Source organism: Flavobacterium cucumis, assembly GCF_900148835.1.
In the GTDB taxonomy this organism is placed as follows: domain Bacteria; phylum Bacteroidota; class Bacteroidia; order Flavobacteriales; family Flavobacteriaceae; genus Flavobacterium; species Flavobacterium cucumis.
In genome coordinates this window covers 965,074-979,075 of record NZ_FRYK01000001.1, presented here as the reverse complement: position 1 = coordinate 979,075, position 14,002 = coordinate 965,074, and the positions used below count along the sequence as shown (strand labels likewise).

At 33.2% G+C, this 14,002-nt stretch carries 11 protein-coding genes; 1 reads left to right on the top strand and 10 read right to left on the bottom strand.

Annotated elements, in window-relative coordinates; all coding sequences use genetic code 11:
• Positions 1 to 16 precede the first annotated feature (16 nt).
• Positions 17 to 1,111 (bottom strand): DNA polymerase IV, encoded by a 1,095-nt coding sequence (gene dinB / locus BUE95_RS04595; protein ID WP_073581859.1) that lies wholly within the window; start codon positions 1,109 to 1,111, stop codon positions 17 to 19.
• Positions 1,112 to 1,126: 15 nt separating this feature from the next.
• On the bottom strand, positions 1,127 to 3,157 hold the full coding sequence (locus BUE95_RS04590; protein ID WP_073581857.1) for a recombinase: 2,031 nt from the start codon (positions 3,155 to 3,157) through the stop codon (positions 1,127 to 1,129).
• Between the two features lie 78 nt (positions 3,158 to 3,235).
• Between BUE95_RS04590 and BUE95_RS04585 the strand changes: the two genes are divergently transcribed.
• Complete coding sequence (locus BUE95_RS04585) at positions 3,236 to 3,703, top strand: CYTH domain-containing protein (RefSeq protein ID WP_073581855.1); 468 nt, start codon at positions 3,236 to 3,238, stop codon at positions 3,701 to 3,703.
• Positions 3,704 to 3,707: 4 nt separating this feature from the next.
• Here BUE95_RS04585 and BUE95_RS13545 read toward each other — a convergent pair whose 3' ends face one another.
• From BUE95_RS13545 to hppD, 8 genes are all read right to left on the bottom strand, one after another.
• Positions 3,708 to 4,208, bottom strand: a complete 501-nt coding sequence (locus tag BUE95_RS13545) for a septal ring lytic transglycosylase RlpA family protein (protein WP_073581852.1) — start codon at positions 4,206 to 4,208, stop codon at positions 3,708 to 3,710.
• Between the two features lie 45 nt (positions 4,209 to 4,253).
• Positions 4,254 to 4,688 carry a hypothetical protein gene (locus tag BUE95_RS04575; RefSeq protein ID WP_073581850.1) on the bottom strand — a complete coding sequence of 145 codons (435 nt, stop codon included), beginning with the start codon at positions 4,686 to 4,688 and terminating at the stop codon, positions 4,254 to 4,256.
• 99 nt (positions 4,689 to 4,787) lie between these two features.
• Complete coding sequence (locus BUE95_RS04570) at positions 4,788 to 7,523, bottom strand: TonB-dependent receptor (RefSeq protein WP_073582442.1); 2,736 nt, start codon at positions 7,521 to 7,523, stop codon at positions 4,788 to 4,790.
• Positions 7,524 to 7,934: 411 nt separating this feature from the next.
• The gene (pgi, locus tag BUE95_RS04565; protein ID WP_073581848.1) at positions 7,935 to 9,572 is read right to left on the bottom strand and encodes a glucose-6-phosphate isomerase; all 1,638 of its coding nucleotides are present in this window, start codon (positions 9,570 to 9,572) and stop codon (positions 7,935 to 7,937) included.
• Complete coding sequence (locus BUE95_RS04560) at positions 9,572 to 10,810, bottom strand: M23 family metallopeptidase (RefSeq protein ID WP_073581846.1); 1,239 nt, start codon at positions 10,808 to 10,810, stop codon at positions 9,572 to 9,574. Before BUE95_RS04560 ends, pgi begins: the two co-directional genes overlap by 1 nt.
• Before the next feature lie 27 nt (positions 10,811 to 10,837).
• Positions 10,838 to 11,764 (bottom strand): tryptophan 2,3-dioxygenase family protein, encoded by a 927-nt coding sequence (locus BUE95_RS04555; protein WP_073581844.1) that lies wholly within the window; start codon positions 11,762 to 11,764, stop codon positions 10,838 to 10,840.
• Positions 11,764 to 12,540: a DUF3108 domain-containing protein gene (locus BUE95_RS04550; RefSeq protein ID WP_073581842.1), complete on the bottom strand. Its 777-nt coding sequence runs from the start codon at positions 12,538 to 12,540 to the stop codon at positions 11,764 to 11,766. The genes BUE95_RS04555 and BUE95_RS04550 overlap by 1 nt, the downstream gene beginning before the upstream one ends.
• Positions 12,541 to 12,831: 291 nt before the next feature.
• Positions 12,832 to 13,995, bottom strand: a complete 1,164-nt coding sequence (hppD, locus tag BUE95_RS04545) for a 4-hydroxyphenylpyruvate dioxygenase (RefSeq protein ID WP_073581840.1) — start codon at positions 13,993 to 13,995, stop codon at positions 12,832 to 12,834.
• Between the last annotated feature and the right edge of the window lie 7 nt (positions 13,996 to 14,002).

The following is a 14,002-nucleotide window of genomic DNA, read 5'->3' as shown; positions in this document are numbered from 1 at the left end:
CCATCTGATTAAAACATCAAAAATCAAACTTTAATTGTACTGAGACACTTTTTTGATGTAAATCGGCTTTTACTTTTTCCTCATTATTTAAATTGTGGACGGAAATTCCAAGCAATCGCACAGAATTTCTTATGCGCTCTTGGTAAAGTAAATCTTTAGCTACATCAAAAATCAAATTGCTATCACTAACAAAATAGGGCAAAGTTTTACTTCGAGTCTGTAAAGTAAAATCGGAGTATTTTATTTTTAAAGTAATGGTTTTTCCTGAGATTTTGTCTTTTAAAAGTCGCTTCTCTAGTTCTTTAGCTATGCTTTGCAAGCGTTCTTCCATGAAAATTTCAGAAGATAAATTTGCTCCAAAAGTACGCTCTGCTCCTACCGATTTTATTTTGCGATTTGGTTTTACTACACTGTTATGAATACCACGACAAATTTGGTAATAATAAAAACCACTGTTGCCAAAATGTTTCTCCAAATACTCCTGCGATTTTTGCTTTAAATCATAACCTGTAAAAATGCCAAGCTGATACATTTTGTCTGCCGTTACTTTTCCTACACCATAGAACTTTTTTATATCTAATCTTTCTAAAAAAGCTTCAACTTCACTTGGATTCACCGTCTTCTGTCCGTTAGGCTTGTTATAATCGGAAGCAATTTTGGCAATAAATTTATTCACAGAAATTCCGGCCGAAGCGGTTAACCCTACTTCTTCAAAAATGCGACTTCTAATTTCCTGAGCAATTAAAGTTGCACTAGGATTGCCCTTTTTGTTTTCTGTTACATCTAAATACGCTTCATCGAGTGATAACGGCTCCACCAAATCGGTATATTCGTGGAATATCGTTCTGATTTTCTTCGAAATTTCTTTATAACGGTCAAATCGAGGGCGTACAAAAATTAAATCGGGGCACAATTTCTTCGCTTGAATACCACTAATAGCACTGCGAACGCCAAATTTTCTTGCTTCATAACTTGCCGCCGAAACCACACCACGCACTTCACTTCCTCCAACCGCTAAAGGTTTACCTTTCAAATCAGGATTATCCATTTGTTCTACAGACGCATAAAATGCATCCATGTCAATATGAATAATCTTGCGTAACAATGCCATCGCTTTGATATATTTTTACTCCGTTGGAAAGAAAAAACTAAGGGGTTTGCTAAAAAAATGCTTTTTGATGGAAGAAAAGATAGGTTTCAACTCGGTTAAGGGAATATTTCTTGAACGAAAAGCCAATCCTAATGACAATCCAAAACTAACTAAAAAATTAACAAGGCCAATGATTCCAACTCCAAAAACACCCCAAAACAACATACTATTACTAACTATATAATTAGCACCGTATAACCCTAGAGCCAAATTTCCGCTAGAAAAGGTAATGTGTCGAATATCTAAGTTTAAACCCAAAAACAACCCGATTGAAGCAGTACTCCCAAGAAAAACTCCAAACCAAAAATTAGAGATAATGCCAGACCATTTTTTCTCGTACCAATTGGCTAATTTTTGAGTACGCTTTTTCCCAAAAGTCATCTTCAACCAAGGGTGCTCTTGAATTCTATATTTCACATCAAAATGTTTATCTCTATTAGATATACTTCCAGCAATAATACCAGATAAAAATAAAAAGAAACCTGCTATAGCAGCATGAAAAATTGCTAAGGAATATATAGGATTTAAATCCCCTATTAACTTATTCCATTTAGCTGCCGCTATGTTATAGTCAAAAGCAATATCTAACAACCAAACTCCTAATAAAGAAATAGGAAATGACATGACAACATTGCCAACAAAAGCAATGAACTGCGAACGAAACAAACGGGCAAATAATTTAGCAAAACTCTTGTGTTTTTCATCTGCCGAAATGGAGGTTTTTTTTAAACCATCCTCTAATGCCGTAATAAGAGAAGCAGCTGTCATAGCCGGTTGTTTTGTTGCTAAAGTAAATCCTAATAAATAAATAACAACAAATCCAAAGGAATAATTCAAACTGTATAAAAAAGCATAACCAAAAGCACTGGTTTCTATTTTAGAGAGCAATAATTTAAAAATACATAAAAAACCAACCACCAGACCACCTCCCAATGCAGCATACAGCATCTTAAAATATTCTGTTTTGCTTTCTGTAATATAATGCTCACCCGTTTTTGCTGTATGTTGGGTGATTTCATAAGACAACAACTGTGTGCTCTCGCTGATTAGTTTCCGAACATTTGTTTTTTGACAATTGTACTTAATAAGTTTAACCGCTAGTGCGATACTTTTTGAGCGTTTCTCTTCCGGTTTATCAATTACCAACAAAGGCAATAGAACCCCTAAACGATACAATTGTTGTTTGATTCGAAGTAGATTCTGATTCACACGTAACGAAATACCAAACTTAGACGAGTTCTGAAACGCTTTCTCTACAAATTCATTACACTGCTTGTAAAGAACCAACAACTGCTTATAATTGATGTCGGAAGAAGCGATATAAAACTCCTTATCTTTTTGCTTTATCGTGTTTTCTATAGCAAACAACTCTTTCTCAAAAGCAGCAAACGGACTTTCCAAATTGGCATATTCAGGCACCATTTTTAATACCTCAGACTCCAACGCTCTACCACTAGTACGCTGTGCTAAAAGATTCATCGCTTGCATTACTTCAAACAAAACAGAACCTTCTGCTATGCCATTATAAATTCCAGTAAAACCTAAGATATCAAAAAATGATTCTAATTGAGTTGTTGGAATTTTATTTACCCAAACAGGATCTGTATCAGAGAAAAAAATCTGATTCAACAAGTATTGCAATGTATCTTTTGGTGCTTGATAGGGCAAAATTTTAGCGAAAATTCTCTTCTTTACCTCATAAATAAAATCGGTGTCCTGTAAAATTCCAGCATCCGTTAAAATCGCATCAAAGTTTTTGCCTTGAAATAGTGCAACAAGAAAAGCTGCAAAATTATTCCTTATGGTATGATTCTCAACAAAGAAAAACAAGACGTTAGAAATATCAACTACAGCCACAGATTTTGGATTTTTGGGTCGAATTGTATTAACTAAGGCAACAAGAATATCCAATTTATCATCTTCATCCTTCCACAATTGCAAGTCGTTGAAATATGTTTTACAGATTTCTTCAAATGAAGTCGTATTTTTCCTTCTAGCTATATTCATAATGTCGTTCTAATAGTTGTAAATATACAAATTGAATTTTTTTTTTTGTAATTTGCTTTCCTAAATAAATTTTAAATTTTGGAAGAAATAGAACGAAAATTTTTAGTAAAATCGATTGATTTTATAAATAATAGCAGTAAACACCAACGAATTGTCCAAGGGTATCTGAATTCAAATCCAGAACGAACCGTTCGAATTAGAATTAAAGACAAAAAAGGTTTTATAACCATAAAAGGAAAAGGAAATGAAAGTGGAACTACACGATTTGAATGGGAAAAAGAAATTGAATTGGTAGATGCTGAAGCTTTGTTACAACTTTGCGAAAGCGGTATCATCGATAAAATACGATATGAAATTTTAGTTGAAAATCACCTTTTTGAAGTGGATGTATTCTCGGGAAAAAACAAAGGGTTAGTACTTGCAGAAATAGAACTTACAAATGAAAATGAGTCTTTTAAAAAACCGAGCTGGTTAGGAGAAGAAGTTACAGGCAATAAAAAATATTACAACTCCTATTTAAGTAAAAATCCATTTTGTCAATGGTAATAAGCTATTCGACAATTTCAAGGTTTACACGCAAAGGGGCTCTTCCTTTGTTGTGAGAGATCTCTAAAAATGGTTTTTTGGCCATATCAATTTCCCGATGCCTTGTAAAAGGACCTCTATCGGTTATTGTAACGATAACACTTTTATTGTTGACTACATTGGTAACTTTAACTTTAGTGCCAAACTTTAATGTTTTATGTGCAGCAGTATAATTGTTATTATGAAAAACCTTTCCGCTTGCAGTTCTTCTTCCATTGAATTTATCGGCATAATGAGAAGCTTCGACATTCTTCTTATACATACGGGTACTCAAGTTCGCAATAGAATCTACAATTTTAATAGAGTCAATTGCTTTAATAGAGTCTAAAAAACGAATAGAATCTTTTTTCTTAACCGTATCAAATAAAGAAGCTTCTCTAACAAAATTTGAGTTTGTCTTATTAGAGAAGCCTAAAATAATTGTAACAAGTAAGGCAAAAAATAGAACTATGACACTTCTTTTCATGTTATGATATTTACAATCTCTTATTACAAAAAATATACCAAATGACTAGTTTAACCAACTATTCCAAGGCAAACGAGATAAGATTAAAACCAATCCTAATGTATAAAAAATGGCGATTTTCTTAAACTTACCATTGTTGCTTTCTTCTTTTTTGTGTTTAGACCATCCCATTGTAATCAATACCAAAGCAATAATGTTAACCAAAGGATGCTCTAACATGGTTAATCGTAATTCTGAATTTTTCATAGCACCTTCTATCGCAAACGCTTGAAAACCTTTTTCCGAAACAAAATAAACGATTAATCCAACCAACAACTGAATGTGACAAACAATCATGGTAAAAAGGGAAATACGCAAGTCTTTATCCGTAAAAAACTTTTTTGAGGTAAGACCTAAAATGGCATTAAAAGCAGCAACAACCAATAAAGCTAATGCAACATAAGCCAGGTAAGAGTGAACATTAATAAGCGTCTGATTCATATAAGTATTTTTAATAGTGAATTACAAATATAGGAAATAAAAAACCTCTTACTCAAAAAATGAGTAAGAGGTTTTTTTATAAAACATTTTTGAAAAGAATTAGAAATTATAACGAACGGTAAAATTCCATGTTCTTCCTAAACCGAAGAAACCTTGATTTCCATCTGCAATACCTTTGTAAACTCTTCCATTTGCTTGATAAGTTCCTGGAGATGGAGTTGAACCAGACGCAGGAATATTATCTGTTACTTTAATGTTAGATCTTAACTCAGACAAATACACTTCGTCAAAAACATTATTAACATTAAATCTGAAATTTACAGCATTCTGTTTGTCTTTACCAACCAACATTTTATATGAAAATCCAGCATCAACTAAATCGAAGCTTGGTAATTCCAAATTGTCTTTAGCTGCTACGTTAGAATACAAATTGTAGTAGTTTCTCCAATCAGCATCAATAGAAAAACGCTCAAAAATTTCAAATTTAGCTCCTAATCCCCAAGTAGTTTGAGCTGCATCTCCTACTTTTCCACCATCTAAATCAGTTTCGGAAACTAATAATGTATTTAAATTTTCATCTCTTGTAGTAGTGATTGCATTTCCATCATATTCCCAATTTCCTAAAGAACCAAAACCTTTAACATCTAGTCTATCAAAAGGTTTGAAAACAAAATCCAATTCTAAACCTGAGTGTACTTGTTTAACACCTTGGTTAGTTACAAAGATAACATCACCTGTAAAAACAGGGGTTGTCCCAATTACTCCGTCAGTTGTTCTTACAGAAGAATTTGTAACTACTCGATCTTCCCAAGTAGTTCTGTATGCATTTAAACTTCCTGTGAATAATTTTGATTTAAATGTATAACCCGCTTCTAAACCTAAAACTTTTTCGTTTTCAGTTAATGGATTAACTTGATTTGTAAAATTCAAGTAAATATTGTCATGGTAAGGTTGACGCGAATAGTAACCAGCATTTGCATAAAAAGCGTGTTTTCCATCAAAATTATAAGCTGCTCCACCTTTTACGTTATATCCGACATTCGAAACTTTCTCAGAATCTTGAAATTCCGCTTGATAATCATAGTAATCAAATCTTTGGTGCGATTGATTAGAAATAGCTCCTTGAAAGAAAGTTGAAAAATTCTCATTAGAATATTCTAATTGACCAAAAACTCCACCATAAGAAATGGTTTCACTGTAATCATAGTCAATTTTTTGAGAATCATCTGCAGAATTAAAGAATGCATACCAAGGATTGATACTATAAGATTGATTGACTGTATTTGTTGCACTTGGTAGTGTGTTTGGATTAGGAATAACATGGTTGTTATCTCTTAATCTTCTTGATTCACTCCATGCATTCAAGCCTAAAAAATTAGACACTTGACGATAGTGATCACCATTATAAGTTCTTAAATCTAGACCAAAATTTAGATTTAAGTTGTCATTAATTTCCTTTTTAAAGTTTGAAACTAAACCATACCATGCATGGTTATTCATTGAAGCTCTAATTACATAATTAGAAGATGTACCTATACCATCAGCATCAGCAGAGTTTTCTGAAAAAATTTGGTCGTAATTAATATAAGTATTCTGATTTTCTCCTATATAAGGATTAAATTGAGAAATACTTCTTTTTCCACTACCGTAGTTACCAGTACCTCCACCACGCCCCCAAGACGCATAAAGAACTGTTGACAAAGATGTAGTTTCATTAATATCAAAATCCCAGTTTAAATTGGCTACCGGCTTATGGTAAAAATTAGTTCTTTCAGAGATGTATTGTCCGTTTAAATAACCAAAATTGTTATTATATTTTCTACCAAAACCTAAATAATCAGAAATTCTTTTTGTAAAATTTTGGTCATGAGACTGAGGTGCTCCTGTTATTAAGAAATTGAAATTATGTCTGTCGTTTGGTTTGTATCCAAAAGAAATGAAATAATTTTGCCCTTCACCTCTTGTTCCTTGATTATAACCAGCACCTTGCCAGTGAGACAACATTACACTCATTCCAAAACCTTTAGCACTCATTCCGGTATTGTAAGCTGCTGTAGATTTAAAATAATTATTATTTGCAACACCCATAGAAGCAAAACCACCCTCTTTTTTATCTGTTGCTTTAGTCACAAAGTTTACGGTTCCTCCAACTGAAGAAATAGCTAATTTTGAAGATCCTAAACCTCTTTGTATTTGAATGAAATTTGCAATATCTGAAATTCCAGACCAGTTTGACCAATACATCAAACCATCTTCCATACCATTAATTGGCTGACCATTTAATAAGAAAGCCGTATTGTCTTGTTGGAAACCACGAACAGTAATTCTTGAATCTCCAAAACCTCCAGCTTGACCAGCAACATAAACTGATGGTGTGTTTACCATTGTTTGTGTAACATCTGCAGTACCTACTTTTTCTTGAATTTCAACACCTTTGATAGTTGAAACTGCGATAGGAGTTTTTCTTTCTTTCGCAACGTCAATAATTCCTCTACCTACAACCACAACTTCAGCTAATTGATTTGCATCAGGAGAAACAATGATATTTCCTAAATCAACTGAACTACCTGTAACTGTAAATGAAACCGTTCTCGTTTGGAAACCTAAATAAGAAATCGAAATTTGACCCGATTTAAGAGTAGTAGTTACCTCAAACTTACCATCAAAATCTGTTATACTTCCATTTGAAGTTCCTTTTACAAGAACGTTAGCTCCTGCTAAAGGCTGATTTAAGTCACCGTCAATTACTTTTCCAGTAACTTTAATTTGTGAAAATACTGTCAGAGTAGACAAAAAGAAAAACCCTAATAGTAAAGCTTTTTTAAAAATTTTCATTTTCTGTTTTTTTAAAATATTTTTGGCAAATTTCACACAAGTTTTTCTTTCTAGTGTTAAGCTAATGTTAACAAAAAAAGAGATGGGCAAAATTTAAGTTATTCTATTCTAAAAAATGAATCTATTTTCTTTCTGCCATACAAACCCAAAAACTTGTTCCACTTATCGATTTGATAAACAACATTCTTTTAACAAAAGAAATTAATCCAGAAGTACTATTAAATAAAACGGCAATTAACCAAAACTTTTAAAAAGGGTTTTCCATGAAACATTAGATAAAATCAATAAAAAAACTAGGATAGTGTAAACCAGTATATTTTCATAAAAATTTACCATACACTACCCACTATCTTAGTAAGAAAGTTCGAAACACAAACACTTCACTAAGAAGACTTTTTTAAGAACTGCTATCTACTCTAAAAATTTTCGTAGTAAAAACGACGTTGAACTGTCGTGAGATTTAACTTCTTTCGATTCAATTTCTGCTAATATAGAATTGGCCAATTGTTTCCCTAATTCCACACCCCATTGATCGTAGCTAAAGATATTCCAAATAACACCTTGAACGAAAATCTTATGTTCATACATGGCTACTAAAGCACCTAATGATTCTGGCGTTAGTTGGTTTATTAAAATCGTATTCGTTGGTTTATTTCCTGAAAAAACTTTAAAAGGCAATAGAAAATCAGCTTTTTCATCTGAAACTCCTTGTTTTTCGAATTCTCCTTTTACTTGAACTTCTGTTTTCCCCATCAATAAGGCTTCCGTTTGCGCAAAGAAATTCGACATCAACTTGTCGTGATGGTCTTTGTTTCCGTAAAGCGATTGTTTAAATCCGATGAAATCTGTTGGGATTAATTTAGTTCCTTGATGTATCAATTGGAAAAAAGCATGTTGCGAATTCGTTCCGGGTTCGCCCCAAATAATCGTTCCGGTTTGATAATTGACTGGTTTACCGTCTCTACCAATACTTTTTCCATTGCTTTCCATAATACCTTGTTGCAAATAAGGTGCTAACCTTTGTAAATATTGGGTGTACGGAATCAAAGCTTCGCTTTCAGCGCCAAAAAAATTGTTGTACCAAATGCTCAATAAAGCCAAAATTACAGGAATATTTTTATCAAAAGATTCGGTTTTAAAGTGTTCGTCCATTTCGTTGGCGCCTTTTAATAATTTGTCAAAATTATCAAACCCAACCACTAAACTTATCGATAAACCTACCGCACTCCATAACGAAAAACGACCACCAACCCAATCCCACATTGGAAAAACATTGTCGGGATTAATTCCGAATTCGGTTACTTTTTGGATATTGGTTGAAACCGCCACAAAATGCTTGGCTACATCGACTTGAGAAGCTGACTGTAAGAACCAACTTCTAATCGTTTCAGCATTCGATAAGGTTTCTTGTGTAGTAAATGTTTTAGAAACTATTACAAACAAAGTTGTTTCTGGATTAAGTTTTTTAATCACCTCGTTAACGTGATCGCCATCAACATTAGAAACAAAGTGAACGTTTAAATGATTTTTATAAAACTGTAAGGCTTCTACTATCATGGCTGGACCCAAATCAGAACCACCAATTCCAATATTTACGACATCGGTAAAGGCTTTCCCTGTAAAACCTTTTCTGTTTCCAGAGATAACTTCGTTTGAGAAGTTTTGAATTTTATTTTTTACTGAATACACTTCAGGCATTACATTAATGCCATCAACTAAAATATTAGCTGATGCTTTTGCGCGAAGCGCCGTGTGTAAAACCGCTCTATTTTCAGTTTGATTGATTAAATCGCCTTGAAAATAACTTGAAATTGCTTCTTTTAATTGTACTTCTTTAGCCAAATTGAGTAACAAATCAAGTGTTTCTTGACGAATAATATTTTTAGAATAATCTACTAAAAAATCATTCCATTGGATGTGAAATTTCTCAGCTCTTGTTTCATCAGATGCAAACAAATCTTGCATAGAGGTTGCTTGCATTGTTTCAAAATGCGTTTGTAATTTTTGCCAAACGGCTGTTTGTGACGGATTTATTTTTGGTAGTGCCATTATTCTTTAAATTTTACTGCAGTTATACTATCCAATTCTTTCTTCAAAGGAGCTATATGTTGTAAATATTTTTGTTTGTGCGATTCATTCATTGGTTCGGCATTAGGTAATTTCAGTCTGAGTGGGTCAACTTGAACACCATTTTTCCAGAAACGATAACATACATGAGGTCCAGTAGCCAAACCGGTGCTTCCTACTTTACCTATAACTTGTCCTTGAGAAACACGCTGTCCGTTTCGAACTAAAATTTTTGACATGTGTAAATATTGAGTAGCATAAGTTGAACTATGACGAACTTTTACAAAATTCCCATTTCCAGCCGTATAACCTGTTCGCTCTACTACTCCAGAAGCTGTTGTCTTAATTGGCGTACCATGAGGTGCTGCATAATCCGTTCCATTATGAGCTTTGAAGCGCATTTGTACTGGATGAAAGCGCCTTCCAGAGAAGCGAGACGAGATTCTGAAAAAATCCAAAGGGGCCTTTAAAAACATGCTTTTTAAGCCTTTCCCGTTTTCGTCATAGTAATCTTCATATTTTTGATCCTCCGATAATTTGTATGGGAAAGCAAAAATTTTATTTCCTTTATGTTCAAAGTAAGAGGCCTCAACACTTTCTACACCAACATAAACAGAATCATCTATGAAACGTTCATTAAGTATGATGGCAAATTTATCTTCTTTCTGAATTTTAAAGAAATCTACCGTGTAAGCGTAGATGTTAGCTAATTTGTGAACTAAAGCAGCACCAACACCCGCCTTTCCTAAAGTCTCAGCCAAAGAACCCTCAATTTCGGCGGCAATGATTCTTCTTTTTATGGTTGTGGGCTTCTTTTTATTGAATACTGCAATAGAATCTCTAAAATCAACAACCGTATAATTGATTCTGTCTTCAATATAAACTAGCGCTTGTAATGTATTTGGTTTCTTCTTATCGAGAAACATGATATAAGGTTTACCAGCTTTAATTCTTCTTACTTTAAAAGAATCTTTTACTTTTTCTGTAACATCATAAACCCGTAAACTGTCTTTTAACGGATATTTCGCCAATATGTTACCAAAAGTATCCCCTGAACGAATGGTATCTCTAACTACTTTGAAGTCATTAAAGATAAATCCGTATTCTTTAATAATGGGTTCTTTTTTTACAACTACTTTTGGCTGTTCTTTCTTTTCTTCTTTTGAGTTACATGCTGTAAAAAAAGTAACAAATAAAATGGCTAGTACTAAATATCTCAATGTTTTCTGTTTTTATGCGTAATGCGGTTATTCTCCCCAGTGATCCAATTCTTCTTTTGTCCATAATTCAGGGAAGAATATTCGCTTTTGGTATTTTGGTAACATGTATTTTTTCCAATCACTTCCACCTGTAGCTTCATGATTCCCTGGAACGCTTTCAATATATTTTTTAGCTGCATTAAAGTGTCCCATAACCCAAGTAATATTAACCGTTTTATCGTAATGACGCATGGCTGCCACTAGCTCTGGATTTTGTTGGTCCACCACTGGTAATTGTTTGAACTTTCGCCACAAATTAATCGTATTGTACTCTTCCATCCAGTCTAAAAATATTTTTTTGTATTTTCTTTCAAACTCCAGAATCAGATATGATTTTTCGCCTGTATGATAATCTTTACCAGCCGCTTGCCAATACAAATGTTCGAATGCATGCTCGTAAGGAGTATTTCTGTCGATAGTAGCTCTAAATCGATTGTCGATTAAGTTAATTAAATCCGTTGAACTGAACTCGATTAAACGGTATTGTGCCGATTGAAAGCCACTCGCTGGCGTTAATGTATTTCGGAATTTTAGATATTGTTCTGGCTCCATACCGTCTTTCATAATATCGAATGAAGTGGTTAACATATCAAAATAACGACTAATTCTTCCTAATTTTTCAGTAAAATAATCCGTTGTTGGTTTTTCATTATGACACAATTGATTCATCTCCCAAAGAATCATTTTGAACAACAATTCATTTACTTGATGATACATCACAAAAACCATTTCATCCGGCAATGTAGTACGCTGAATTTGAAGACTTAAAAGGGCATCGGTCTGAATATAATCCCAATAAGTAATAGGTTTAGCCCAAAGCAATCCCTCTAAATGTGTCGATGTATTCTGATTAATGGCTTCAAATTTATCATGAAGTTGATTTAATTGTTCCTGAATCTTAGGAGTTACTTCCATTATTTTTCTGCTTTAACTTTAAATGAATGTTTTAAACCTTTAAAAGCTTCTAAATCGGCTTTTAATGACCCTATGGCCAAACTAGCTTTCAAACGAACTGGAATTTTATTATCATCGTCTGAAATCCAAACGGTTAAACTTTCTTCTTCTTTAAAAACCCTACCCGCTTGCACATAAGGTTTGAAAATCATACAAGAAACTTTTCCAAATTTAGTTTTTATATCTTCTCTACCAATAAATTTTAGCTTAAATTTTGTAGTTTCATCATCAAAAAACATATCAATGGCAATGGATTCCCCTACTTTTAACTTATCAATTTTGTGATGATTCCTAAGATAATAAAAGGAAGACACAATATCTTGAACATCCTCAGGGACAGAAAAAGTTTTCTCCGTTTTGTGTTTATAATCTTTAACCAAAACATTATTTTTTTCTTGATTGAAAAATCCTTCTTGGTTTTTAGTATAACCGCCTTCATCAATTTTTCTAACAAATTGATACGGTTTCCCCGTTTGTTTATCAAAATAACTTTCGTAATTATCGTCTACTTTAAAAAAGAATTTTGTCATCCCAACAGTCCAGCCTTTCCCTACTACATGATGCACTTTTTTGTTGTTTTTAACAGCTTCTTTAACTTCTAAAGTAGCATAACCCGCATTAACTAAGCCATAATGAATTCGAAGTTTGAACCACTCTCCTGTGGTGTAAGCATTTTCTTGTTCTACAAATGAATTCGTAGTAATAAAAAGAACAAAAAGCACCGCTATTTTTTTCATGGTAAATCATTTTTTAGAAATGAAAATGCAATTTCTGTTCCAAAAATACTAAAACAAAAAAACCCAGTCAAAGATATGACTGAGTTTTTATGCTATTAACCAACCAAAAAACTATAAATTATGAAAATTTACTGTCAAAAATAAGGGCAAACTACCTCCCTGATTTTCGAGTGCAAATGTAATGCAAGTTTTTGAATTATTCTTAGTTAAATTTCAACTTTAACACATTTTTATTAAAAACACCAACACTACAACGTTGTAATTTGATGAATTGTTAATAATTTGTTATTTTTATAATGTACCTCGCAATTCTTGCTCTCTTTCGATAGACTCAAAAAGGGCCTTAAAGTTCCCTGCACCGAATCCTTTTGCACCCATTCTTTGAATAATTTCAAAGAAAAGCGTTGGACGATCTTCAACGGGCTTTGTGAAAATTTGCAATAAATATCCTTCTTCATCAGCATCAATCATGATACCTAATTTTTGAAGTTCGTTAATATCTTCTTTAAATTTAGACATATGATCTTTCAATCGTTCTGGAATAGCATCATAATATGCTTGAGGTGGCGTACTCAAAAATTCAATTCCTCTTGCACGCATTTGAGCAACTGTTGAAATAATATCATCTGTTGCAACAGCAATATGCTGCACCCCCTCACCTTCATAAAAGTCTAAATATTCTTCAATTTGAGAACGTTTTTTACCTTCAGCTGGTTCATTAATAGGGAATTTGATTCTTCCATTACCATTGCTCATTACTTTAGACATAAGAGCCGAATATTCTGTAGTAATCTGCTTGTCATCAAAAGATAGGAAATTCACAAACCCCATAACATCTTCAAACCATTTCACTGCTTCATTCATTCTATTCCAACCCGTATTACCCACCATGTGGTCGATATATTTTAATCCTACTGATGTTGGATTATAATCTGATTTCCATTCTTTATATCCAGGTAAAAAGATTCCGTTATAATTTTTACGCTCTACGAAAATGAAAACAGTTTCACCATAAGCGCCATAAATACCCGCACGAACCACTTCTCCATTTTCATCTTTTTCAACTACTGGTTCAAAATAAGATTTTGCACCACGCTTAGTTGTTTCTTCGTAAGACTGACGTGCATCTTCTACCCAAAGCGCTATAACTTTAACACCATCTCCGTGTTTCTTTACGTGTTCACCAATTAAAGAATCACTATTCAAAGCAGTTGTTAAGACCAAACGGATTTTATCTTGCTTTAATACATAGGATGCTCTGTCTTTTACGCCAGTTTCTAATCCAGCATAAGCTAATGACTGAAAACCGAAAGCTGTTTTATAAAAATGAGCTGCTTGTTTTGCGTTACCTACGTAAAACTCTACGTAATCTGTTCCCATTAAAGGTAAAAAATCTTGTGCTCCTTCAAATATTTTTTCTAATCCGTATTCTACTGATTTTATTTCTTGTGCCATAATTCTT